This window comes from Asticcacaulis sp. AC402 (assembly GCF_000495835.1).
Taxonomy (GTDB): domain Bacteria; phylum Pseudomonadota; class Alphaproteobacteria; order Caulobacterales; family Caulobacteraceae; genus Asticcacaulis.
In genome coordinates this window covers 97412-120622 of the sequence record NZ_AWGC01000013.1, presented here as the reverse complement: position 1 = coordinate 120622, position 23211 = coordinate 97412, and the positions used below count along the sequence as shown (strand labels likewise).

21 protein-coding genes are annotated in these 23211 nt (G+C 59.8%); 6 read left to right on the top strand and 15 right to left on the bottom strand.

Annotation, left to right across the window (positions count from 1 at the left end; all coding sequences use genetic code 11):
• The first annotated feature begins 12 nt into the window (after positions 1-12).
• Complete coding sequence (locus ABAC402_RS28130) at positions 13-966, top strand: glucokinase (protein ID WP_023449062.1); 954 nt, start codon at positions 13-15, stop codon at positions 964-966.
• A gap of 108 nt (positions 967-1074) precedes the next feature.
• Complete coding sequence (locus ABAC402_RS28125) at positions 1075-2022, top strand: glucokinase (RefSeq protein ID WP_023449061.1); 948 nt, start codon at positions 1075-1077, stop codon at positions 2020-2022.
• A 91-nt stretch (positions 2023-2113) separates the two neighbouring features.
• Here ABAC402_RS28125 and murU read toward each other — a convergent pair whose 3' ends face one another.
• Genes murU through ABAC402_RS28105 form a run of 4 tightly spaced genes read right to left on the bottom strand, consistent with a single transcriptional unit; the run spans position 2114 to position 5195 of the window.
• Entirely contained in the window at positions 2114-2830 is a 717-nt protein-coding gene (gene murU / locus ABAC402_RS28120; protein ID WP_023449060.1) for an N-acetylmuramate alpha-1-phosphate uridylyltransferase MurU, read from the bottom strand.
• Positions 2827-3933, bottom strand: a complete 1107-nt coding sequence (amgK, locus tag ABAC402_RS28115; protein ID WP_023449059.1) for an N-acetylmuramate/N-acetylglucosamine kinase AmgK — start codon at positions 3931-3933, stop codon at positions 2827-2829. The genes murU and amgK overlap by 4 nt, the downstream gene beginning before the upstream one ends.
• 1 nt (position 3934) lies before the next feature.
• Entirely contained in the window at positions 3935-4381 is a 447-nt protein-coding gene (gene tsaE, locus ABAC402_RS28110) for a tRNA (adenosine(37)-N6)-threonylcarbamoyltransferase complex ATPase subunit type 1 TsaE (protein WP_023449058.1), read from the bottom strand.
• Complete coding sequence (locus tag ABAC402_RS28105; RefSeq protein WP_023449057.1) at positions 4374-5195, bottom strand: GNAT family N-acetyltransferase; 822 nt, start codon at positions 5193-5195, stop codon at positions 4374-4376. The genes tsaE and ABAC402_RS28105 overlap by 8 nt, the downstream gene beginning before the upstream one ends.
• Before the next feature lie 65 nt (positions 5196-5260).
• On the opposite strand from ABAC402_RS28105, the gene ABAC402_RS41090 reads away from it, so the two are divergent.
• The 3 genes from ABAC402_RS41090 (at position 5261) to ABAC402_RS28095 (ending at position 6947) form a co-directional block, all read left to right on the top strand.
• Positions 5261-5395 carry a hypothetical protein gene (locus tag ABAC402_RS41090; protein WP_023449056.1) on the top strand — a complete coding sequence of 45 codons (135 nt, stop codon included), beginning with the start codon at positions 5261-5263 and terminating at the stop codon, positions 5393-5395.
• Between the two features lie 154 nt (positions 5396-5549).
• Positions 5550-6323, top strand: a complete 774-nt coding sequence (locus tag ABAC402_RS28100; RefSeq protein WP_052025286.1) for a hypothetical protein — start codon at positions 5550-5552, stop codon at positions 6321-6323.
• Positions 6324-6341: 18 nt separating this feature from the next.
• The gene (locus tag ABAC402_RS28095) at positions 6342-6947 is read left to right on the top strand and encodes a hypothetical protein (protein ID WP_023449054.1); all 606 of its coding nucleotides are present in this window, start codon (positions 6342-6344) and stop codon (positions 6945-6947) included.
• 478 nt (positions 6948-7425) lie between these two features.
• Here ABAC402_RS28095 and rplS read toward each other — a convergent pair whose 3' ends face one another.
• The 7 genes from rplS to ABAC402_RS28060 all read right to left on the bottom strand — a co-directional run bounded on the left by rplS (position 7426) and on the right by ABAC402_RS28060 (position 17141).
• Positions 7426-7866, bottom strand: coding sequence for a 50S ribosomal protein L19 (gene rplS / locus ABAC402_RS28090; protein WP_023449053.1), 441 nt, complete (start codon positions 7864-7866; stop codon positions 7426-7428).
• Between the two features lie 15 nt (positions 7867-7881).
• Positions 7882-8604, bottom strand: coding sequence for a tRNA (guanosine(37)-N1)-methyltransferase TrmD (gene trmD / locus ABAC402_RS28085; protein WP_023449052.1), 723 nt, complete (start codon positions 8602-8604; stop codon positions 7882-7884).
• Positions 8605-8689: 85 nt separating this feature from the next.
• On the bottom strand, positions 8690-9418 hold the full coding sequence (locus tag ABAC402_RS28080) for a copper resistance protein B (RefSeq protein WP_031235418.1): 729 nt from the start codon (positions 9416-9418) through the stop codon (positions 8690-8692).
• Entirely contained in the window at positions 9405-11261 is a 1857-nt protein-coding gene (locus ABAC402_RS28075; RefSeq protein WP_023449050.1) for a copper resistance system multicopper oxidase, read from the bottom strand. Before ABAC402_RS28075 ends, ABAC402_RS28080 begins: the two co-directional genes overlap by 14 nt.
• Before the next feature lie 72 nt (positions 11262-11333).
• Positions 11334-11735: a hypothetical protein gene (locus tag ABAC402_RS28070; RefSeq protein ID WP_023449049.1), complete on the bottom strand. Its 402-nt coding sequence runs from the start codon at positions 11733-11735 to the stop codon at positions 11334-11336.
• Positions 11736-11812: 77 nt separating this feature from the next.
• A complete protein-coding gene (locus ABAC402_RS28065) occupies positions 11813-14086 on the bottom strand; it encodes a copper-translocating P-type ATPase (RefSeq protein ID WP_369751390.1) in 2274 nt (757 codons plus the stop codon).
• A 727-nt stretch (positions 14087-14813) separates the two neighbouring features.
• Positions 14814-17141 (bottom strand): TonB-dependent receptor, encoded by a 2328-nt coding sequence (locus ABAC402_RS28060; RefSeq protein WP_031235415.1) that lies wholly within the window; start codon positions 17139-17141, stop codon positions 14814-14816.
• 508 nt (positions 17142-17649) lie between these two features.
• Between ABAC402_RS28060 and ABAC402_RS28055 the strand changes: the two genes are divergently transcribed.
• Positions 17650-19113 carry an ankyrin repeat domain-containing protein gene (locus ABAC402_RS28055; protein ID WP_023449046.1) on the top strand — a complete coding sequence of 488 codons (1464 nt, stop codon included), beginning with the start codon at positions 17650-17652 and terminating at the stop codon, positions 19111-19113.
• Positions 19114-19263: 150 nt separating this feature from the next.
• Here the strand turns inward: ABAC402_RS28055 and ABAC402_RS28050 are convergent, their stop codons facing one another.
• From ABAC402_RS28050 to pnp, 4 genes are all read right to left on the bottom strand, one after another.
• Positions 19264-19938: a pentapeptide repeat-containing protein gene (locus tag ABAC402_RS28050; RefSeq protein WP_023449045.1), complete on the bottom strand. Its 675-nt coding sequence runs from the start codon at positions 19936-19938 to the stop codon at positions 19264-19266.
• An 8-nt stretch (positions 19939-19946) separates the two neighbouring features.
• Positions 19947-20303, bottom strand: coding sequence for a hypothetical protein (locus ABAC402_RS40160; RefSeq protein ID WP_155847349.1), 357 nt, complete (start codon positions 20301-20303; stop codon positions 19947-19949).
• A gap of 12 nt (positions 20304-20315) precedes the next feature.
• A complete protein-coding gene (locus ABAC402_RS28045; RefSeq protein ID WP_023449043.1) occupies positions 20316-20603 on the bottom strand; it encodes a hypothetical protein in 288 nt (95 codons plus the stop codon).
• A 226-nt stretch (positions 20604-20829) separates the two neighbouring features.
• Positions 20830-23079 carry a polyribonucleotide nucleotidyltransferase gene (pnp, locus tag ABAC402_RS28040; protein ID WP_023449042.1) on the bottom strand — a complete coding sequence of 750 codons (2250 nt, stop codon included), beginning with the start codon at positions 23077-23079 and terminating at the stop codon, positions 20830-20832.
• Positions 23080-23211: the final 132 nt, after the last annotated feature.

Below are 23211 nucleotides of genomic sequence, written 5' to 3'. Positions count from 1 at the left end.
GGACGCGACAACATGGGCGAGTTTGTGCTGCTGAGCGATATCAGCAATGGAATATGTCTCAAGCTCGCCTTGGCACGCCGGGGCGAGCGTCCGGACGGCGCCGAGCAGTTTCCGTGCGAGACCTGGGACGATTTCCAGGCGTCCATTCGTTATTTTCTCAAAAAACATGACAATCCGGTCCTGATGGGAGCAGCGATTTCGGCTGGCGGTTGGGAACATCGCGGTACCATGGCCATGCCAAACCACCGGTTTACCCTTAATCGCGCCGAGGTCCGCGAATTCCTGAATATTCAGCGCCTTAACCTGGTCAATGACTGCGTTGCCAAGGCCCTGGCGATTCCGCGCCTTGATCGCAGCGAACGCCTTGAGATCTGCGGCGGCGAAGCCCTGGAAGAACAAGTGATCGCCGTCATCAGCACGCATCGAGGACTCGGCCAGGCGGCCCTCGCGCCCGATGGCATGGGCAACTGGACGGCCATGCCGTGCGAAGGCGGCCACTCGGACCTGACCCCGGTCACCGACCTGGAGTGGCGGGTGTGGCAGATCCTGCACGAAAAATACAACGGACATGTTTCGCGCGAACGTGTCGTTTCCATCCCAGGACTGCGCGACCTCTGGCAAGCCCTGGCCAGGCTCGACGGCGAAGACGGCGCCACCGTGCCGGAAGCTGAACTGATCGTCAGTCGCGCCCGTATCGGCGACGCCCGCTGCCGCCAGGTCGTCGATCTGAGCATGGGCTGGTTTGCTGCCTTCGCGTCTGACGTCGCTCTGATCCTGGGGGCACGTGGCGGTGTTTATCTGGCTGGCGACCTGATGGACATGATTGGCGACCAACTCGATGTCGACGCCTTTGTAACCCGTTACAGTGACAAGGGTCGGCTCAGCACCTATGTTCGTGAAATCCCAGTTTACCGCGCCACCGCCCGTGATCTCGAAGTCATCGGCCTGGCCACCCTTTTCGATTAAGCCCGTTGAAAAACAACTAAATCGGCTAGCATGGTGACCTTCAAGCGATTTGCGACCTTTGCCGCCGGCAGTCGGCAGTTACTTTTCAACAAGCGCTTAGGATAACCTATGTCAGACCACCTCTTGCTGTGTGATTTCGCCATCGGCGCTGAAGTCGAAATGGCCCTGACGCGGCCGGGCGTGCGCCCGCCAGAGGCAACCCCCTATTCCTGTCCCGACAGAGCCTCTTTCGACGACGCCCTGCTCGATTTTCTCGGCCAGAATGGTCATCCCCATCTTATCGGGGTAGCGATCTCGTCGCGCGGCTGGGAACGCAAGGGCGTTCTGCAACTGCCGCATGAGGGCATGTCGATCGTCCGTGACGATATTCGGGCGCTTTTGGGCGTCCAACGCGTCAATCTGGTCAACAATTTTGTTGCCCGCGCCTTGGCCATTCCCCGTTTGAAGCCCAACGAGGTCGAAAAAATCTGCGGCGATGACGCCATGGACGAACAGGTCATCGCCGTCCTGGGTCCGCACCACGGGCTTGGCCTGGCCGCTCTTGCGCCTGACGGCGCCGGCAGCTGGACCGCGATTCCCTGCGAAGGCGGCCATTCCGATCTGCCTGTCACCACCGATCGCGAGTGGCAGGTCCGCAACATGATGGCCAAGCACCATGGCCATGTCGCCCGTGAATCTGCCATCTCGCTGGAAGGGCTTGTCCAGGTATGGCAAGCCCTGAGTGAACTTGAAGGCGACGAGGTCGTACGCAAGGCGCCAGAAGAGATCGTGGCCCTGGCCAGTATCGGCGACCCACGTGCCCAGGAAGCGGTGCGTTTAAGCATGGGCTGGCTGGCGGCCATGGCATCGGATGTCGGACTGATCTTAGGGGCGCGCGGCGGGATCTACCTCACCGGTGACCTGATGGACCTGATCGGCGACTTGTTCGACGCCGACGCCTTTTGCGAGCGCTACACTGACAAGGGCCGTCTCAGCCGCTATGTCGCCGAAATTCCGGTGTTCAAGACCTTGGCGAACCAACTGGAAATCATCGGCCTGGCGACACTGTTCGATTAAGCATCTGAAGCCACCGCGAAGCGGCATTTAATAGAAATCTGTGGAACCACCCCTATACCGTCGCCGCTACGCGGCAGATTCAGAAAAAAGCTTATCCAACAGCAAGCCGCGCCTCGGCGTTGTCACGTGCTATCGGATCGCCGACATGCATCCAGTCGCCGTCCATCACCACCCCAGCAATCCGGCCCCTCGGCGCCAGCTCGCGCCATATTTTCGCCAGCGAGAAGACTGCGTCTCCTACACTATCGACGATTTGCGGCTTGGTGATGTGCACGCCCATATAGTTTAGCGGCGCTGCTGAGGCCTCGCCCCGGAACCGCAACCGGCTCCGTTCATCCATAAAGAAATCCCCCGCGCCATCGAAGCCGGCGGTCCGTTGCATCGGCGCCAGCAGGAGCGCCACATCCATCTCATCCGGACTCCACAAGTCGCACAGAGCTCGCAGCGCCGTACCGTCGGGTGCGGTTTCCAGCCACACGCTGTCGATATTGGCCGCCCAGATCGGATCTTCCCCCAGCAGCAGCCTTGCCTTCTTCAACCCACCACCGGTTTCCAGCAGGGCCTCGCGTTCGTCTGAAATGACGATGTCGAGATCGCTACGCGCCCGCAAATGGGACTCCAGCCGATCAGCGAAGGCATGGACATTTATGACGAACCGCCTTGCCCCGGCCGCCGCCAGCCGGTCCAGCATATGGTCAATCAGCGTCTTGCCTCCGACCTCGACCAAAGCCTTGGGCCGGTCGTTGGTCAGCGGGCGCATACGGGTACCCAGACCCGCGGCGAGGATAAAAGCCGTCTCAGGAATCATCCGCCCAGCTTATCGCTGAATCCGTAGGCATGGAACCAGTCTTTCAGACCTTCCATGCCGGGCGCCTCAACATTGCGGCCGATATGGCGCCACATCCGCGGAATAAACTGCGCGTAACGCGGCTTTTTGAAATGTACCACAAGCCGGGCGAAAATGCCCAGGATCCGCGCTTCGTTCAAAGTCGCCAAGGCGTTATAGTCGGCCATAAAGGCCGCACGGTCGATATGCGGGCGCAGGCTGAAATAGTGATCGAGCGCTGACCGCTCCAATTCTGGCGAGACATCGCGGCGGGCATCCTGCAGCAGCGACAGCAGGTCCCATGACGGGTGGGCGCGCAGGCAGTCCTGGAAGTCAATCATGCCGACCCGGGCAACCCCGGTGCGGCCCGGCAACCACATAAGGTTTTCAGCATGATAATCGCGATGAGCAAAAGCCGTCGCTCCCGCCTCGGCGCGCTGACGCAGCGGCGACCACAGCGCCTCCCATTCCGCCAAAGCCTTATCCGACAAGTTGTCACCACCGGCATAGCGTGGGTACCATTCGGTAAACAGCCCGGCGCCGGTTTTCAGCGCCAGATCGTCATAGCTCAGTAACGGCCAGCCCTCGGTCCCCAACTGCCCGGGCAACACCGCCGGCGGTGTCAGCTCATGCAGTTGCGCCAACGCCTCGATCGCCGCCATATACAATGGCTGTTCGTCCTGGCCTTTGGCAATCAGGGCGGCAAACAGATCGTCGCCCAGGTCTTCCGAAATCAGCAGGCCCTGCTCAGCATCCAGCTCATGACATTGCGGCGCCGATAAACCCTGGCTGCGCAGATATCCGGCGGCGGCAACAAACGCCTCGATCCGGCCGGCGGCCAGACGCGCCATGGCGTTGTAGCCCGACTGCACGCGATCCGCCTGCACCTGCTCCGGCCGACAGGGTTGGGTCTCCACCGACGGTGGCTGATCCATCAGCATGTAGGACCGGCCGTCCCTGATCAGGCGCTCATACCGGCGCGTCGAAGCGTCCCCCGGCAGGGGTTGTCGCTCGGCCGCGCCGAAGCCCGAAGCGGTCAGAAAATGCTGTTTGATCGCCTCGCGGTCCGGTACAGCAGCGGTCATCCTAACTCCCGAATTTACCACGCGGAATCAGTCTGGCGACCCGGCCCGCAGAAGGATTGGTCTTATCGGCCAGTTCCAGCACTATGTCCAGACGGTCGTCGTAGCCGAGATGCCCAAGCCGGTCGGGCCATTCGATTACGAGAACGGACGACGGCAAAGCGTCATCGAGGCCCAGCTCATAGGCCTCGTCCGGCGACTCCAGCCGGTACAGATCGAGGTGCAGCAGGGTGAAATCGGCCGCCTCATAGGCCTGGACCAGGGTGAAGGTCGGCGACGGCACGTCCTGGTCGGCTGATGTCAGGGCGCGGATCAAACCGCGCGCCAGCGACGACTTGCCAATACCCAGCGCACCCGTCAGATACACCACATCCCCGGTCTTGAGCTGTGGAGCGATTTTCGCCCCCAAGGCCGAGGTTGCCGCTTCGTCAGCCAAAAACACATCAGCCATAGGCAATATCCACAGACCCCGCCAACGTCCTCTCCACATAGGCTTTCAGATTGTCGATAGCCAATCCATCCGTATTTGGAGCAATTACCGGGCCCACCGTCAGATCGAACCGTTTGCCCGCCTTGTTGAGCAATTCATGGAACAGGGTGATGTCGCGCAGCTCCTGCGAAAACCGGTTAAACAGGTGGAACCAGAAAGACTCCGGCCCGCTTAAATGGATAGGCACGATCGGTGCCAGATACTTCTGGGCCAGTGACACCGCCGTTGGCGCCCACGGCGGGTCGACCAAATCACCTTGAGCATTGCGCCGCGCCAGCCGCCCGGCCGGGAACATCACCACGCAGCGCTCCGCTTCGAAGGCGGCCCTGGCCCCGGCCAGGGTGGTCCGGGTCTTTTCGCGCGTCCGCTTGGCCTCGACCCACTCTACCGGGATCAGGGCTTCGCCGAAACGTGGATTGACGCGCAAGGCGTCGGCGTTGGCAAAGAAAATGACATCGTCCCGGATCTTGAGAAGGGCATCATAGACCGCCAGCCCGTCGGCAATCCCGGTCGGATGGTTGACCACCACGACACAACGCCCCGAAGCCGGAATACGTTCTGCGTGGCGGACATGGACATCCAGCGACAACAGGTTCGAAACATAGTCGAGCGCCTGGGCGCCCGGCATGGCGGCAATGGCATCGGCCATGCTGCGCGCCTTGGGGTAACCCAAAATTGTATACATCACGGGCCTGACGACCGGCCACAGCGGGGACGCCACCAGACGCGGCGCGCGTTCATAGATCAGTTCATCGATGATATGCAGCTTGGCCATGACTGCTCGATGTGAACGGGTTTGCCTGGCTTGGCAAGTTGGGTCAGCGGTGCTAACCTCCTTGCATGACCGATCCGACACACACCACGCCCAGCGAAGATTGCCGCCGGCCCAAGGCGATGGTGCCCTACCTGATGCTGTGGGCCGTCACCCTGCTGTGTGTGATTTTTGCACTGATTGCCATGCTAATTCAGGCCTGAAGCGGCGCGGCAGCAGAAAATAATGGATTTTTGACATTAACCATTTGTAAATCTGTATGAATTTGCTGCAATATGGTTAAGCTATGCGGCGGGGGTTTTAGCGACTATAGTGTCGCCGGATTGCACATCGGGCAGAAGTGCTTCGGGGGTTTGAATGAACAGGAAAGTCCTGTTGTGGCTTATGGCTTTGGTGGTGCTTGTCCCGGCTGTGATCGGGACGGGTTACTGGATCTATTGGGACCAGTTCATCCGCTATGCCCCGGTCACAGTCACCAGCGCCGAGGACCTGCCACGCATCCAAAAGCTGCTGAATCAAGTCGACTACTTGACTCCGGGCGCCCAGGACAAGTCGATGTACCTGATCACCTACCGCAGCTGCAAGACCTGCAACGACTACGAAGACAAAGAACTGCCCAAGTTCCAGGCGGCCAACATCGAAACCCGCATCGTTGTTTTTGCCTTGCCCGACCAGGCTGGCGCCATCCGTTCGACTCCGGCCGAACGCTCGACGATTGCTGAGCTGTGGCTGACGCGGAACTGGAACTTCTACAAGGCCTGGCGCATGTCGACCGATGAGACCTGGACGGCTGAGGGCCTGCCGGTGGCGGACGACAGCCTGGCTCGCACCGCCGTGGTCGGTGCCGGCCGCGGTTTCAACGATCAACTCAATGAGCTTCTCCGCCGCAACAAGGTGACGACCAGCTACCCGCTGCTGATCTGGCGCGACAAGAACGACCAGCTGCGCGTCTGCGGCTGCGCGAACGAAAAGGCCTGGCACTTCGTTCGGGAAGAGATGGGCGCCAAGGAAGCGCCGACCGAAATCTTCGGCGTCGAGGTGCCAAACGATCTCCTGGCCAAGTTCGGTAGCGAGGGGGCGACTCCGGCGCCTGCCGAAGGCCCGCCGACCAAGGCGCCGGAAACCAAGTAATTTCTTCAGGATAAAGCCATGCGCCTGCTGACCGGCCTTGCCGCCGCCACCCTTGTGCTGATCGCCTCTCCGTCTTTTGCCCAGACCGCCTATGAGGTCGTCCCGGCGCCGACGGCCAACCGCGGCCAATTGGTCGACATCAACGGCGTGCGCACCTTCACTGCCGCCGATGGCACCTACACCATGACGCTGGGGCCAGACGACGCTACCGATATCGACCAGGATCTGCGCTTTTTCACCTACGGCCTGAAGGACGATGGCCACTATGTCGATGTCCTCATCGCCACCGACCGAATCGAAGACGGCGGCGAGATCCTGACCCTGGACGACATTCAGGACCATATCACTGATATGCTGGCGGGCGAAGAGCCCCCCAGCTTTCTCGAAGGTCTGACGGTCGTCGATAGCAAGATCATTGCACTGGGCAGCGGCAACGGCAAAAAGCCGGTGCAGCTGGCGATCTGGATCGCGACCGACCCCAAGGCGCCGGGTACGTTCGCGGTGATGGGCGGAATCTTGCTGCCTAAGGGCAGTCTGATGGTGATGATCGACTGCAACGACGCTGCCGACGCCGAAGCGGTGCTGCGCGACCACCTGCGCCTCGCCGAAGGCGTGCTGGAGTAGCTTGACAAGCCGTGATCCCGGCCACATCGTCACGTCGCGCATCATCAAAAAGGTGGCCGGTCGGCGTAACCGGTCGCGCTACCGTAAAGGTGCGTGGCGAACAGGCGGTGCTTCGCAACCTGGCCAACGCAGCGAAAGTCTATGAAAACAATCCGAAAAAGTGTGCAGCACTTTTCGGATGAATTGCGCGACAAAACAAAAACTTAGAGCGGAGTTTTGGTTCCATCAAAACTCATCCCGCTCTAAGGACTGACCCTATAACCGCCAAAGCCATAGCCCTTCTTCCCTCTCCCCTCGTGAGGGGAGAGGACGAGAGCCGAGCGAAGCGAAGGCGATCGGGTGAGGGGCTTTTCGGAAAGTTCCGTACGCGCGGACACCTGGATATGCCCCTCAGTGTCGCCACCCACCCTTCGACGACAAACAAAATGTCCGCCGGAGCGATCTGGCGGGCATTTCAACTGGCTTAAACGCCAGAAACCTATTCGGCGTCGAGGTTCGGGGCCGGCGCAGCGTTGGCCATGGCAGCGCGCAGTTCATCACCCTTCGAACCGCGGGTCGAGCTTTGCGAACGCTCGACAATACGGGCCGACTTGCCGCGGCGGTCGCGCAGGTAATACAGCTTGGCGCGACGTACGACGCCGCGACGCTTGACTTCGATCGACTCGATCATCGGCGACAGCAGCGGGAACTTGCGCTCGACGCCTTCGCCGAAGCTGATCTTGCGGACCGTGAAGGTTTCATTGATGCCGGAGCCGGCGCGGGCAATACAGACGCCTTCGAAGGCCTGGACGCGCTCGCGCTCGCCTTCCTTGATGCGGACGTTGATGCGCAGCGTGTCGCCGGGCTGGAAAGCGGGGTTGGTCCGGGTGGCCGCCAGCTTGGCGACTTCTTCGGCTTCGATCTGCTGAAGCAGGTTCATATAAGTACTCCTGAATTATTGGGGCCTTGGAGAGCCTTTTGCCTGTGATTTGGAAAGCCAGGCCGCCCACAGATCGGGTCGCCTGTCCTTCGTGGTTGCCTCTCTCTGCTGTTGTTTCCAGACGGCCATTTTCCTATGGTCGCCCGACAACAACACCTCGGGAATGTCGAGGCCCTCGAACGTCCGCGGTCGCGTGTACTGCGGATGCTCCAGGAGTCCATCCTCGAAGCTTTCGGTCTCAAGACTTTCCGATGCGCCGAGAACCCCCGGAATAAGCCGCACCACTGCCTCGATCGTTACCATCGCCGCCGCTTCTCCGCCCGCAAGGACGGCGTCGCCGACGCTGATTTCCTCGAACCCGCGGGCGTCGAGCACCCGTTGGTCCACCCCTTCAAAGCGTCCGCACAGGACGATCAGTCCGTCTGCGGCGCTCCATGCCTTGACTTTCGCCTGGGTCAGGGGCTTGCCCCGGGCGGACATGTAAACCTTGGGCCGGTTGGAAAGCTCAAGCGAATCAAGCGCTTTGGCGATGACATCGGCCTTCAGCACCTGACCTGGGCCACCTCCGGCGGGGGTGTCGTCAAGAAAACCGCGCTTATCGCTTGAAAAGGTGCGAATGTCCAGTGTTTCCAGGGACCACAGCTCAGATTCTTTCCAAGATGTCCCGATCAGCGACACCCCGAGCGGGCCAGGGAAAGCCTCCGGAAACATGGTCAGGACAGTGACTTTATAGGACATGGCGGCGGGCCTTAGCACGAAGGCAGGGCAATCGCATAAGGAATTTTACTTTCCTGGAAGAAAGCGCCGATGCACTTATGAAGTGTTAGAATAACCAGCGAATGCCGGCACTTAACATGGTCGTGTCAGGGTCTTCGCCATGAGCGCGCGCATAATCAGCCGTCCCGCCGAACGTCTGCTCGTAGGAGACATCGACGTATGGCGCGAACTTTCGGCTGAACTCATAGCGCGTTTGAAGCCCAATTTTGCCGCTGGTCAGGCCGGAGCCGATGCCAAGCTCGGGATCATCTTCCCCGCTCAGGTTGACTTCCACATAGGGCTGCAGGATGAGCTTGTTGGTCAAAAGCCATTCGTTCTCTTGTCGCAGCCGGGCGCTCAGGGCGCCATCATCGCGAATGAAAAGATGGGCCTCTGTCTCAAAGAAGTAAGGCGCAAGGCCACTCATGCCAAGGGCAAGAAAGGTGTGTCCTTCCGGCTCGACATCATAGCGAATGCCGATTTGCGCATCCCAGAAGGTCGAAACATTCCGGCTGTAGAGCGCCCATAGCTCGGCCTCGTGAATCTCACCGTCTTCAATGTCGCCTTCGCTTTTGAGCCAGAGTTTGTTCACATCCGTGCCAACCCAGCCGTCCAGGTCCCAGCTCGCCACGCCTTCGCCGCGCTGGCGACCAATATCCGTTTCCAGTCGAAAGGCGTGAAACACCTGACCGCCGTGATCGTGAGCCATCTTTTCGTCTTCGAGATCATTGGCGAGCACCGGCAGCGGCAACAGGAACAAGGCCAAAACTGTCAAAACTGTTTTAGTGATGGTCATGCTGGCCTCCTTGTGGCTGAGCCGGTTGCGTGTTGGCAGGTTCCTTTTTCTGAGCGGGTTTGGCTTCCGCCGCTGCTCCATGCCGTGAATGATCGTCCGCGCCAAGCTGAGCGGGTGATGCCGGGTTGGTATCCTGCCGCACAGGTTCCATGCCAGGCATGTCATGCCCGGCATGCGGGTCTTTAGTTTCAGACGAGGATTCGGCACCCATCTTGCTCATGTCATGACCGTTGTGATCCATCGGCGGTGCATCAGAGGCGGGTAACCTGATCGCTTCGCCGGGCTGAGCTACAATGACCTTGGCCATCATCCCTGTCGCCATGTGATAAAGCAGATGGCAATGGATGGGCCATTCGCCCGGCTCGTTAGCTGTCAGGATAACGGAAACAGTCTGTCCCGGCGGTACGATGATCGTGTGCTTGTTGGGCATCTTGCCCGCATCCTGACCGTTCTCGACTTGCGTGAACATGCCGTGCAAATGGATGGGATGCGCCATCATGGTTTCGTTGACATAGGAAATCCGTACACGCTCATTATAGGCGATATTGATCCCTTTCATGGGATCGAACACCGTCCCGTTCATCGTCCAGATATAGCGCTCCATATTGCCACCAAGACGCACGGTAATGTCGCGTGTCGGCGCGCGCGTGTCGGCCTGCTCCGTCAGATAGCGCAGATCGCCATACGACAAGATTTTCGCACCCTCCGGCGCATAGGTCCTGGCCCAGCCGCTTTCGGTCTCCATGTCGCTCATGTCCATGTTGGGATCGTCGCGCATCATGGCCTCCATGTTCATATCGGCCATTGTCAGTCGCGCGCGTGGACGTGCAGCCGGGATTTCACCTTTCATGCCGTCGCGAGGGGCGAGCGTTGCAATTGCAAAACCTTCACGATCAATCGACTCGGAGGCGATGGTGTAGGCCTTGTCATCCGAAGGTGTCACGATGACATCGTAGGTTTCTGCATTGCCAAGACGAAACTCATCAACCTCAACCGGCTCGACCGGCTGGCCATCAGCCGCCACCACGGTCATCTTCAATCCTGGTATCCGCACATCGAAAATGGTCATGGCAGAGGCATTGATGAAGCGCAGGCGGACGCGCTCACCGGGCTTGAATATGCCCGTCCAGTTCTGACCATTGGTGAGACCGTTAACCAGGAAATGATAGCCCTTCACGTCAGAGAGGTCAGTTGGCAGCATACGCATTTTGCCCCAGGCGGCTGCGTCCTTCACCGCTTTGCTGAAGCCCTTCTCCTCCATGTCACTGAAGAGATCGCCAACCGTCCGGCGACGGGTCTGGTAATAATCGGATGACATTTTGAGGTTGCCCAGAATGTCGGCGGCATCCTCCTTCGAGAAGTCCGAAAGCAGAACGACGTAGTCACGCTCGGCCTCTACGGGATCGGGTGTGGCAGGCTCGATGACCAGGCCAGCATATAGACCGTCCTGTTCCTGCAGGGTCGTGTGGGAATGATACCAGTAGGTCCCGGCCTGTTTGATCGGAAACCTGTAGGTGAAGCTTTGTCCCGGCTTAATGGCTTTAAAGCCATTGAAGCCCGGAGCGCCGTCCATGTTCCCCGGCAGGATCAGGCCATGCCAGTGAATCGAGCTTTCCTCGTCCAGATTATTGGTGACGTGGATGACGGCTTCATCCCCTTCCTTGAAGCGAAGCACGGGACCGGGAATGGAGCCGTTCAGCGTTATTTTCTTGAGAGGTTGCCCGGTAATCATCACCTCCTGGCGACTGATCGTCAGGCTGTATTCACGGGTTTCAGCGACCGCCGCCATGGGTGAAAACACCAGGGCTGAGACGCCAAGCCCCCAAAGCCATATATTTTTCATGCGAGTATCCAATTTGCAGACAGGGTTGGGCATGCGCCGAAAGGCGCACACTAAAGGTCAAACAAAACGGGATTACGCTCGGGGCGGCCGTTTAAGCGTGTCGGAAAGATACGACGGCAAATCCTGGCTCGATCCTTCCGGGACCAACCTCTCGCCGTGTTCAATCAGGCTGAAGCTGCCGCAGGAAATGGACGCCGCCATATTTGCGCAATGGCTCACGGGACAATTGCAACCGTTGTCACAGCATGCACTGCTTTTTCCCTCGTGGTGCTTGTCGCCAGAATGATCCGCAGCCGCCGCTTCCGCCATGGCTTTGGCGCACGCTTCGTCCATGCCGCCCGTTTCTAGCGCGGCTATCGTTTCAGCCGCTGCAACACGACCCTGGCTGGGCAGGACATGGGCGTGCAGGGGCGATGACACCGTCATAAAGACGAATATCGCTGCCACTATCAGCCGTGTAAAAAACTGTGTCATGCTGGTCCATTATAGTGATTTCTGCCAAAAAGATAAAGGCTGTGCTTTCTTATAAATCAGGTTCCGCACATGGACAGCTACCTATCAATACGCGCCGAACCTATTCTTAGACTGTTAGCAATTACCGAGACTGAACTGAGCGCCATCGCCGCCGAAGCGATGACAGGAGACAGCACTATCCCAAAACTTGGGTAGAGCACGCCGGCGGCGACGGGGATGCCAACAACATTATAGGCAAAGGCAAAGACAAGATTTTGTTTGATGTTGCCCATGACCAGACGGCTGAGCGCGTGGGCCTTGGCGATGCCGCCCAGATCGCCCTTGATCAAGGTGATACCGGCGCTTTCCATCGCGATGTCAGTCCCGTTACCCATAGCGATACCAACGGTAGCCGCGGCCAGAGCGGGGGCGTCATTGACGCCATCGCCTGCCATCGCAACCTTGCGGCCGCGCCCGATCAGGTCCTCGATCACATCGGCTTTTTGATTTGGGAGTACATCGGCTCTCACCTCATCGATACCAAGCGTTTTGGCGACGGCCTTTGCGGTGGCTTCGTTATCGCCGGTCAGCATGACAATCTTGATGTCACGCGCCTGAAGGGCCTTGAGCGCGTCTTGGGTTGAGGGCTTGACCGGATCAGCGACGGAGATAACGCCCGCTGGCTTTTCATCGATGGTGACATACACAACGGTCTGGCCCTGCTCGCGCAAGGGGCGGGCAAGTTCAAGCAGCGTCGCATTCTCGCCGACGAGCGCCGTATTGCCAAGAGCCACGAGCACCCCGTCGACCTTGCCCACCACGCCCTTACCTGTGGGAGAGTCGAAATCGGTAACCGGCAAAATTACTGCGCCACGTTCTTTAGCGCCAGCGACAATGGCAATCGCTATCGGGTGCTCGCTCAAGGCTTCGACAGAGGCCGCTAACGACAAGAGCCGGTCGTCGGATAAATCGCCGCTCGATTTCACGTCTGTGAGTTCCGGGCGGCCTTGCGTGAGCGTGCCGGTCTTGTCGAAGACCAGCGTATCGATGCTTTCGAAAGCCTCAAGCGCAGCGGCATCACGAATAAGGATTCCCATATGCGCTGCTCGCCCGGTTCCCGCCATGATCGACATCGGCGTGGCAAGGCCGAGCGCGCAAGGACAGGCGATAATCAAAACAGCAATCGCATTGAGCATGGCGTGGCCCAGTTTCGGCTCGGCGCCCCAAAACAACCATGCCGCAAAGGTCAGTGCCGCGATCACGATGACGGCGGGGACGAACCATGCCGATACCTGGTCGGCCATGCGCTGAATGGGGGCGCGGGAGCGTTGTGCCTGGCCAACGCGCGCGACGATCTGGGCAAGGAGTGTATCATTGCCAACGCGGGTCGCGCGCATAACGAAACTGCCGGTTTGGTTGACGGTCGCGCCTGTTACCTTGTCACCTTTCGCTTTGGTTTGCGGCATCGGCTCGCCGGTAAGCATCGATTCATCGACATGGCTTGTGCCCTCGACGACGTCGCCATCGGTGGGAATTTTCTCTCCTGGGCGGACGCGCAGTAAGTTACCGACGATAATTGCATCGAGCGCCACGGTCTCTTCTGTTTCCCCATGCAGGCGATGTGCGGTCGCAGGGGCCAGTTTCAGAAGTGCGCGTATGGCATCGCCCGTCCGGGCGCGGGCTTTGAGTTCCAGGACCTGTCCCACAAGCACAAGCGTTGTAATGACCGCCGCCGCTTCAAAATAGACATCCGGCCCCATGCCGGTCAGATCAGGGAAGGCGCCCGGCACCAGGACCGCAAAGACGGAGTAGCTCCAGGCGACCAAAATCCCCAGCGCGATCAAGGTGAACATGTTCAGGTTACGGGTTTTGACCGAATCCCAGCCGCGGGTGATGAAAGGCCAGCCGCACCACAGCGCAACCGGTGTCGACAGCATCAGTTGAAGCCAAAGCGATACCGGCATCGGGACGTATCGGTTAAGACCGAAATGCATGCCCATGGCCAGAAACGCTACCGGGATACTCAGCGCGGTAGCAATCCACAGGCGGCGGGAAATATCCTTTAACTCGTGATTATCTGGTGTCTCAAGTGTGACGATTTCCGGCTCCAACGCCATGCCGCAAATCGGACAGGACCCCGGCTCCTCCTGACGAATTTCGGGATGCATCGGACAGGTATAGGTGACAGCCTCGCCGACTCTGGATGTGGATGCTGGGTTGGGCGCGGCGGAATGGTCATGTGCGTGATGGCAGGCGTGGGCATGAACCTCTTCGGGAGCAGGCGCCTTGTTCTGACAACAGCTATGCTTTTGCACCATTTGACTGTGGTCGTGCAGTTCCTCATGTACCTGTGTCTTTGGTCTGTCGTCCATGACTGCCTCCTGGAGTGCAATCCGATAAGGTGGAAGCCACCGCACGGGCGTCCTCGTTTTCGGATAAATTGCGTGTCAAAACAAAAACGTAGAGCGAGATGGTGATTCTACCTAAAGCCATCCCGCTCTAGGCTTGCGCCAGCTTTGTTTTTTTGGCGTACCGTGTAGTGTCGAGCTTCCCTTCAGGGGATTCTTTGCAAGAATTGCAAGTGCGCTGGTCAGCGCGCGCATCGTGCGCTTAAGAAAATAAGATTCCCATTCGCATCAGACAGGCAGCCCAGGCCTTGGGCGTATCCGCCAAAATGACCCGCAATGACGACCAGACGGGGCTGGTATCATCGCCAGAACATTGCGGCGCGCGGGACTTGGGCTTCTCCGTCAAGGCATTGCCGATTTGCTGGCGCTAATGCCAAGCCTCATAAAGAATGACGCTTGGTATTCGCATTTTTTCAGCTCAAGCGCCGCATGGCTCCTCGCAAAAGCTCGGGCGCGCAGTCGCGCTTGCCAACCCACGATGAGTCAAGATTTTCGCGGGTTGGTATAAGGCGTGACCGGACACGCCATAGCAGCGCGGATGTGAAGGAAATGGCGCTGGGGCTTGTCATGGCGCTGGAACGCAATCCGATAAAGTGGAAGCCACCGCACCGGCGTCCCCGTTTTCGGATAAATTGCGCGACAAAACAAAAACTTAGAGCGAGATGGCGATTCTACCTAAAGCCATCCCGCTTTAATGGCGCAGGCGCAATGTCAAACCCACCGTCCTTGGATTGCCGGTAAACGCCTTGAACGAGCCCGACTGGAACGGCGCCGAGAAGGCCACCTGGTAATAGGTCTCGTTCGTCAGGTTCAGGCCCCAAAGTTCAAGCGTCCAGTTACCATCCGGCGCGCCGACGCCGATGCGGCCATTATACAGCGTATGGGCCTTTTGCACCTTGATCGGCGCCAGATCCGAACCCGTATTGTAGTCGCTGTTATAGCGGCCATCCAGGCTGGCGGCCAGTTTCAAACCACCCATCATGCGGCTGTAGTCGAGCCCGAACGCCGATGACCATTCCGGCGCGAACGATGGCGTGTTGTTGGCCAGCAGCGCCAGCCCGGCAATCGGCTCAGGCCCGAACTTGGCATCGGTATAGGTAACGCCTGCACGCAGGTTCAGTCCAAACCCCGTTTGATAACGCGACTCCAGCTCCACGCCCTTTGAGCGCAGGTTCGGGATCGAGGTCACCAGGAACGACGTGCCCAGGAAGGTGTTGAGCTGGAAGTTGCGGAAGCGCTGGTCGAACAGCGTCCCGTCGACCGCCAGCCGGCCGTCGAAGAACCGGCCCTTGGCGCCCAGCTCATAGGCGCGCGAGGTCTCCGCCCTAAATGCGGTGTTGCGGTCGGCGGCAAAGGCAGACGTCTGTTCGCGGTCCAGGTTGAAACCAGCGCCCTTCCAGCCTTCGCCGTAGGAGGCATAGGACATGATGTTCGGCGTCACCTGCCACTTGACCTTGATCGAACCGACCGTCGCAGATTCCTCCGCACTCTGAACATTGGTCAGATTGGTAAAGGCCGGGTTGGCGAACGCCTGGCAGAGCACGCTCTTTGAGGCCGAAGCATTGGCGCAGGCGATACCGGCATCCGAGGTGGTATAGTGCGATACCAGGGTTTTTTTCTGCTGATTTCTTCGTGCACCAATCAGCACCGTCAGATTATCGCTGACGAACCAGTCGACATGGCCGAACAGGGCGGCATTGCGTTCGCGCTGGTCGTGGACATCCTGGGCGCCTTGGCCCGGCACGAACGATTGGCCGACGGGCAAGCCGGTCAGTTCAGACACCCGGTTCGGATTGGCCCCGCCCGACAGCAGCAGGCTCAGATAAGCCTCATAGTCCTCGCCGTACAGGGTTTCGTCGTTACGGACCACGTCTTCCTGGTCGAGGAACACGCCCAGCATCCAGTCGAAGTTCCACGTCTTGCCGTTCAGCCGCACTTCCTGCGAAATTGTGTTGAAGCGGTTGCCAAAACTGCCGCCTTCGTTGCGGTAATAAACGTCGGCCGAGCTGAAATCGGCGTCGTAACCGCTGTTGTGATCCCAGTAGCGCGCCGCCGAGATTGAGGTCAGTTGCAGCGTACTGGTGAGCGCCACGTCGGTTTGCAGCGAGACACCGCCGTCGACGATCTGCTGGCCTGTCGGGCGGTTGGCCCAGGCCTGGCGCCCTTCCGGATCGACCACCGAGGCCGTGCCTTCGTCGTCCGACAAGCTGTCGATGTAGCCGCGCGTGCCGCCTATGGCGATGGCCGTGCCGGCACAGCAGCTTTCGTCGCGCTGTGTGTAGTCGGCAATCAGGCGCAGGCGCAGCGACCCCGTCGGCGCATACAGCAGTTGGCCTCGGAGCGAATCGTAATTGACGTCACCATCATCGGTGCGGGTACGCGGGCCGTCGCCGGTGTGGATCTCATACTGGCCATCGCTTTCGCGCGTCGCCAGGTACAACGAACCGGCCAGATCTTTGGCCACCGGGCCGGTCAGATAGGACGAGGCGCCAAGCGTCCATTGCGAGCCAGTCGTTAGTTCATAATTCTGTGACGGCTTCAGGCTGGGCAGCTTGCTGACCACCTGAATGATCCCGGCGGAGGCGCCTTTGCCGTAGGTGTCCGACTGCGGTCCTTTGAGGATTTCCACCCGGTCCAGCACACCCAGGTCGCTCATCGCCGTGGCGGTGCGCGGCCGCAGCACGCCGTCGATGGTCACGCCGACCGACGATTCCAGCCCGGGATTGTCACCCACCGTGCCGACCCCGCGCAGGCGCGCCGTCGTCTGGGCCTCATTGGCCGTCGAGGTGATCAGCAGCGATGGGGTGAGTATCTGCATGTCCTTCAGGTCATACGCCCCGCTACGTTCCATCTGCTCGCCCGTCACCACCGCAATCGACAACGGCGCGCGTCGCAGCGGCTCGGGTCGTTTCTGGGCGGTGATAATAACCTCGGTCGTCGGCTCCGCGGCCAAGGCCGGCGCGGCCAGCCATCCGGAAGCAAGCGCGGAAAAAACCAGAAGGCGAGACAGATAGAGCATGAAAACGTCCTGGACGACGACCTTTGGGTCGGCCTGTTGTTGGCGGGCTAGAGCGGGATGCGTTTTTGTTGGAAACAAAACCCCGCTCTAAGTTTTTGTTTTGTCGCGCAATTCTTCCGAAAAGTTGCATCCACCCTATCGGATTGCGCTCTAGTCAATTTGCGAGTCGGGCGCAAGACCTTTCCCCGCCTGACACGATTGTCTTTCCCTTAGGTAAGGCTGTGGTCCTTAATCCTGGCAGGGGTTCCGCTTATGATAAGGCCAAAACCTTGATATTTTCGCTAGCAAGTGTGATTTCAGGATGACAGTTGTGATTAACGACTACGTTTTCCGCGCATGGCTGGCTTGCGCGGGGCTTTGGCCTGATCCATAGTGGGCTGCGTTCAAGGGACGCAGCCGGTCCGCGGGCAGGGATTTTCCCACCTTTTTTTACCTACGTCGTTTTCACGAACCATCCTTTCAGCCCCAATTGCGGACCGGTGGGCAGACCTGAAGGGCGTTCGTTATCATGCTTCCCAAACAGCTTACCCAAACCGCTGACCTCAATCTCGACTTTTACAAAAAGCGCGCCAAGGCCTTGCTGAAGTCGGCTCGCGCCGGCGACCCTGTCGCCAATGCCCGGCTGAAACGCTATGGCGCCGACGGCGAACCGGCCCTGCACGCCGCGCAACTGGCCGTCGCCCGCGAACAGGGCTTTGCCAGCTGGCCACGCTTCCAGGCCTTTATTACTGAATCTAACCTCGACTTCCGCGAACTGGTCGACCGCTTTCTCGCCGCCGCCACCTCGGATGAGCGCCGGGCGCGCGATATCCTGGCCGAACACCCCGACATTGCTCACGCCGGCACCTATGTCGCCCTGGTGCTGGGCGACTGGGAAAAGGTCGCCGACGCCATCGCCGCCGATCCGGAATTTGCTGTCGAGCCGTCCGGACCGCAGGGCGTCGAACCTTTGGTCTATGCCTGTTTTTCGCGCTTTGGCCGGCCGAATTCGGAGCGCGCGGCGAGACTGGCCATGACGGTGCGGTTACTGCTCAACAATGGCGCCGACCCCAACACAGCCTTGGCCGCCGACCATGGTCCGCTGTCCTGCCTCTACGCCGCCAGCGGTTTGCTGGGCAACACCGAGATCACCCGTATCCTGCTGGAAGCCGGCGCCGATCCCAACGACGGCGAGTCGCTGTATCATGCCACAGAGCATCGCGACCTGACCTGTATGAAGCTCCTGCTGGAGCATGGCGCCAGGGTCGATGAGGCCAATGCTATCAAGCACATGCTGGACCGTGAGGACCGCGAGGGTCTGCGGTTGTTGCTCGACGCCGGCGGTGATCCTAACCTGGCCAATGCCCAGGGCGACACAGCACTGCACTGGGCGGTACGGCGGGGACGGTCGGCAGCGATTGTCGCCATGTTGCTCGATGCCGGCGCCGATATCGATGCCGTGCGCGGCGATGGCCGCACGGCCTACGCCATGGCAGTGGTGGCGGGTCAGAGAGCGGTGGCCGGTACGCTGGCGTCGCGTGGCGCTGATACCCGGCTGTCGGCGTTGGATGCCGTGGTGGCCGGCCAGGGTGGCGAGGTGCCGCCGGAAAGCGCGGCTTCCCCCGCCAATGCCCGCCTGCTGCCGCAACTGGCCGAACACGGCAATATCGGGGCCGTCGAAGCCTTGTTGAAAGCGGGTGTGTCGGTCGATGCCCGCGGAGATATGGGTGAGACGGCGCTGCATCAGGCGTGCTGGCGCGGCAATGTGGCGCTGATCCGGTTGTTGCTGGCGTATGGTGCGCCTTTGGATGCCGTCGAATGTTCTTTCAATGCGACGCCCAGCGGCTGGCTGCACCACGGCGCCACCAACTGTGGTCATGGTGACTATGCCGAAGGGGCACGACTGCTGATCGCGGCGGGCGTGAGCGACTGGACCGAACCCAGCGGCAACCCGGCCATGGATGCCGTTTTGCGGGAAAAGGGGTTGATTTAATTCACCTCTCCCCGCCTGCGGGGAGAGGACGAGAGCGGAACGAAGTGAACGCGATCGGGTGAGGGGCCTTCAGAGGACGGAGCGTTCGGAAGTCGCCCCGCCCCTCACCCTAACCTCTCCCCGCTCGCGGGGAGAGGGGATTCTACAGCGCTACCGCACCTTCAATCCCAACTCAGACAATAACTCAGCAGCCTGTGCCCTTGAAATCGTAGCGCCCTTGAACCGCCGCGCATCGTCCAGCCGCACACCACCGATATCGGTTCCGCGCAAGTCGGCCCCTTCGAACCGGGCATGGTCCAGCATGGCGTCGCGCAAGCTACAATCCTCGAACACCGAGTCGCGAAAGTCGCACTGATGCAGGTCGGCATTGTGCAGGTCGAGCTGCTTCAATGTCTGCCGGGCGAACGAAATCCCGCGCAGCCGGGCGTCGTTCAGCTTGCATTCTTCGAAGGTGAGATCAAACGTCCGGGCCTGAGTGAAATCGGCGCCGGTCAGTTTACAGCGCTGGAACTTTGCCTGGGTCAGGGTGGCACCGCGGAATTGAACATTGTTGAAGTCGCAGCCATTGAACTTTGCCTCACCGAGGGCGGCGCCCGTGAACACCGCCTGCGCGCCCTTGCAGCCGATGAACTGGGCTTTCTCCAGCTTGGCCGAGGTGAACTTCGACTTTTTCAGGATGCACTGGTCGAACACCCAGCCGTTCAGGACAAAATCCGACAGATCGAGTTCTTCCAGCTCACACCCGACCAAGGTCTGAGGTTTGCCAGAATTGGCCAAGAGGAGCACGGCGCCACGGTCGAGGATCTGGTCAGTGATGTTGTTCATGGAGGTGATTAGGGCGTGCATTCGTCGCTAAAGATAAACAGCGCATAGAGCAGCATATAGGCCAACAGGAGTCCGACAACGACGGAAATCACAAATCCAACCACACCAAAAACAGTGAGTTGGCGGCGAACCGCGAAGAAGCCCGTTATTGCCGTCAACGCATAGTAAGCTGACAACACCATAGGTCTAGCGAATTGCAACGCCGGATGACTGTAGTCAGTGCTGCACAGCATTTCCGTGCCACCTTCATCGATCGGCGAGCATTTGAGGGAGGATGGCAGGACTGCATCTACCAAAACATAGAGCGCCAGAAGCAGTATGGGTGACCACGCCAGCCAGGTCGATGCTTTCGATCTGAGTCTCATCCAACCTCCCCCTTAGTCGATCATGATTCCGATATGATACAATGCAGGCAAAAAGGAGATGGCAAGGCCAGTCCAGCCAAGCTTCGTGAGTTTACCCAGTAATGCGGCAATCAGGGTCAAGATAAGCAGCGCCAGTAACAACCATTTGGAATAGGCAAAGAGTTCATTCATGGCAGACAGGCCCGCTCGACCAATGCAGGGGCCATCGCCGCAAATAACGGGCAAGCTGAGGTGCCATACAGCGAGCAGGGCAAGCGGCGACCACGCCAGCCAGGTCGACCATTTGATAGAGCGTTTCATAGTCACCTTCCCCCCTTGTCGTTCAGAATAGGCGCCGTTCTTGTGTCAGGCAATCCCTCCCTGCCGTCCGGCTGAACGCTGTCGCGTATTTGGGGGAAGGGGCCCGAGGCACCTCCACTGTTCCTGATAAAGAAAAAGGGCGCTCCCCAAAGCGGGGGCGCCCTTTTTCTTTATTCAAGAGAAGACGAAGGGGCCGTAGGCCCCTTCACCCCGATACGCGACAGCGTTAGTCGCGACGGCGACGACGACGCGGACGATCGCCACCATCCGAACGGTCACCACCGTCGGCCAGTTCCAACTCGCCTTCGTCACCCGCGTCACCACGAGCCGCATTGCGTTCCGCTCGCTCAGCTTCCAGCTTCTCGGTCAGGTCCTCACCGGTTTCCTGATCGACCACCTTCATGCTCAGCTTGGTCTTGCCGCGGTCGTCGAGGCCTAAGAACTTCACCTTGACCTCATCGCCTTCGTTCAGCACGTCCGATACCTTGCCGACCTTTTCCGCCTTGATCTGCGAAATGTGGACCAAGCCGTCCTTGGCGCCGAAGAAGTTCACGAACGCGCCGAAATCGACGACCTTCACGACCTTGCCCTTGTAGATGGCGCCGACTTCCGGCTCCGACGCGATCGACTTCACCCAATCACGGGCGGCGTCGATCTTCGACTGTTCAGAAGCGGAGATCTTGATCGTGCCATCGTCCTGGATGTCGATCTTCGCGCCCGTCTTTTCGACGATTTCGCGGATGACCTTGCCGCCCGAACCGATGACTTCACGGATCTTGTCGACAGCGATCTTGATCGTCTCGATCTTCGGCGCGAATTCGCCCAGCTCTTCACGAGCGCCCGAAATCGCCTTGTTCATCTCACCCAGGATATGCAGACGGCCTTCGTTGGCCTGACGCAGCGCCTTGGTCATGATCTCCTCGGTGATGCCGGGGACCTTGATGTCCATCTGCAGCGAGGTGATGCCGTTGACAGTGCCGGCCACCTTGAAGTCCATGTCACCCAGGTGATCTTCGTCACCCAGGATGTCCGACAGGATGGCGTATTCGCCGGACGGCTCCAGGATCAGACCCATGGCGATGCCCGATACCGGCGACTTCAGCGGCACGCCGGCATCCATCAGGGCCAGCGAGGTGCCGCAGACAGTCGCCATCGAGGACGAACCGTTCGACTCGGTGATTTCCGAGACGACGCGGACGGTATAGGGGAACTCTTCCGTGGTCGGGAGCATCGGACGAACCGCGCGCCAGGCCAACTTGCCGTGGCCGATTTCGCGGCGGCCGGGCGAGCCCATACGGCCGGTTTCACCGACGCTGTACGGAGGGAAGTTGTAGTGCAGCAGGAACTTTTCCTTATAGGTGCCTTCCAGAGCGTCGATATATTGCTCATCGTCGCCGGTGCCGAGCGTCGCCACGACCAGGGCCTGGGTTTCACCACGGGTGAACAGGGCCGAACCGTGGGTCCGCGGCAGCACGCCGACTTCTGACACGATGGCGCGAACCTTGTCGACCGGACGGCCGTCAACGCGCTTGCCGTGTTCGATGATGTCGCGACGCAGGACGTCGGCTTCGCATTCCTTGAAGGCCGCGCCGAACTTAGACGCGTCAACGCCGTCCGGGTTCTCTTCAGTCTTCACCAGGGCCGCAGCGGCCTTGGACTTGGCAGCGCCAACCGCAGCGTGGCGATCGTGCTTGCCGGTGATGGTGTAGGCGTCACGGATGTCCTGACCAACCAGGCCCTTGATCGCGGTGACGATGCCCGAAAAATCTTCGGCTTCGAAGTCGAAGGGCTCCTTGGCGGCGTGCTCGGCCATTTCGATGATGGCTTCGATGACCGGTTGCATGCCGCGGTGGGCGAACATCAGGGCGCCGAGCATCTTGTCTTCCGACAATTCCTTGGCTTCCGATTCGACCATCATCAAAGCGTCGGTTGTTCCAGCAACCACCAGGTCGAGGGTCGATTCCTTGACCTGGTCGACGGTTGGGTTGAGGACGAATTCACCGTCGATGATGCCGACGCGGGCGCCACCGATCGGGCCCATAAACGGCACGCCCGACAGAGTCAGGGCGGCGGAGGCGGCAACCATGGCCACGATGTCCGGATCATTTTCCATGTCGTGCGACAGCACGGTACAGACGACCTGGACTTCGTTCTTGAAGCCCTTGACGAACAGCGGGCGGATAGGACGGTCGATCAGGCGCGAAACCAGGGTTTCCTTTTCCGACGGACGGCCTTCACGCTTGAAGTAGCCGCCCGGGATCTTGCCGGCGGCGAAGGTCTTTTCCTGATAATTCACGGTCAGGGGGAAGAAGTCCTGGCCGGGCTTGGGGGCGCGGGCATAGACCACGGTCGCCAGCACGGTGGTCTCGCCATAGGTGGCAAGCACGGCGGCGTCGGCCTGACGGGCGATACGGCCCGTTTCCAGGGTCAGCTTGCGTCCGGCCCAGTCGATGGATTTTCTTTTGATGTCAAACATTTCGTTTCTTTCGTTCAGACCCGGCAGGCCCCATGCCCGGCAGGTCAGCTGCTATCGGAGCAGCGTTATAGGGTTCTGGCCAAATAGACTTCAGAACCATGAGATCAGCGAGAGCGATGCGCTTCGCGGGGT

Bases quoted from the DNA above. Each gene is read 5' to 3' on its own strand.
- ABAC402_RS28045 (WP_023449043.1), bottom strand. From the start codon at position 20,603: ATGAAACGCTCTATCAAATGGTCGACCTGGCTGGCGTGGTCGCCGCTT.
- ABAC402_RS28075 (WP_023449050.1), bottom strand. From the start codon at position 11,261: ATGAAAAATATATGGCTTTGGGGGCTTGGCGTCTCAGCCCTGGTGTTT.
- ABAC402_RS28080 (WP_031235418.1), bottom strand. From the start codon at position 9,418: ATGACCATCACTAAAACAGTTTTGACAGTTTTGGCCTTGTTCCTGTTG.
- amgK (WP_023449059.1), bottom strand. From the start codon at position 3,933: ATGACCGCTGCTGTACCGGACCGCGAGGCGATCAAACAGCATTTTCTG.
- ABAC402_RS28060 (WP_031235415.1), bottom strand. From the start codon at position 17,141: ATGCTCTATCTGTCTCGCCTTCTGGTTTTTTCCGCGCTTGCTTCCGGA.
- ABAC402_RS28100 (WP_052025286.1), top strand. From the start codon at position 5,550: ATGAACAGGAAAGTCCTGTTGTGGCTTATGGCTTTGGTGGTGCTTGTC.
- ABAC402_RS28070 (WP_023449049.1), bottom strand. From the start codon at position 11,735: ATGACACAGTTTTTTACACGGCTGATAGTGGCAGCGATATTCGTCTTT.
- ABAC402_RS41090 (WP_023449056.1), top strand. From the start codon at position 5,261: ATGACCGATCCGACACACACCACGCCCAGCGAAGATTGCCGCCGGCCC.
- ABAC402_RS28065 (WP_369751390.1), bottom strand. From the start codon at position 14,086: ATGGACGACAGACCAAAGACACAGGTACATGAGGAACTGCACGACCAC.
- ABAC402_RS28105 (WP_023449057.1), bottom strand. From the start codon at position 5,195: ATGGCCAAGCTGCATATCATCGATGAACTGATCTATGAACGCGCGCCG.
- ABAC402_RS28125 (WP_023449061.1), top strand. From the start codon at position 1,075: ATGTCAGACCACCTCTTGCTGTGTGATTTCGCCATCGGCGCTGAAGTC.
- tsaE (WP_023449058.1), bottom strand. From the start codon at position 4,381: ATGGCTGATGTGTTTTTGGCTGACGAAGCGGCAACCTCGGCCTTGGGG.
- ABAC402_RS40160 (WP_155847349.1), bottom strand. From the start codon at position 20,303: ATGAGACTCAGATCGAAAGCATCGACCTGGCTGGCGTGGTCACCCATA.
- murU (WP_023449060.1), bottom strand. From the start codon at position 2,830: ATGATTCCTGAGACGGCTTTTATCCTCGCCGCGGGTCTGGGTACCCGT.
- pnp (WP_023449042.1), bottom strand. From the start codon at position 23,079: ATGTTTGACATCAAAAGAAAATCCATCGACTGGGCCGGACGCAAGCTG.
- rplS (WP_023449053.1), bottom strand. From the start codon at position 7,866: ATGAACCTGCTTCAGCAGATCGAAGCCGAAGAAGTCGCCAAGCTGGCG.
- trmD (WP_023449052.1), bottom strand. From the start codon at position 8,604: ATGTCCTATAAAGTCACTGTCCTGACCATGTTTCCGGAGGCTTTCCCT.
- ABAC402_RS28055 (WP_023449046.1), top strand. From the start codon at position 17,650: ATGCTTCCCAAACAGCTTACCCAAACCGCTGACCTCAATCTCGACTTT.
- ABAC402_RS28095 (WP_023449054.1), top strand. From the start codon at position 6,342: ATGCGCCTGCTGACCGGCCTTGCCGCCGCCACCCTTGTGCTGATCGCC.
- ABAC402_RS28130 (WP_023449062.1), top strand. From the start codon at position 13: ATGGGCGAGTTTGTGCTGCTGAGCGATATCAGCAATGGAATATGTCTC.
- ABAC402_RS28050 (WP_023449045.1), bottom strand. From the start codon at position 19,938: ATGAACAACATCACTGACCAGATCCTCGACCGTGGCGCCGTGCTCCTC.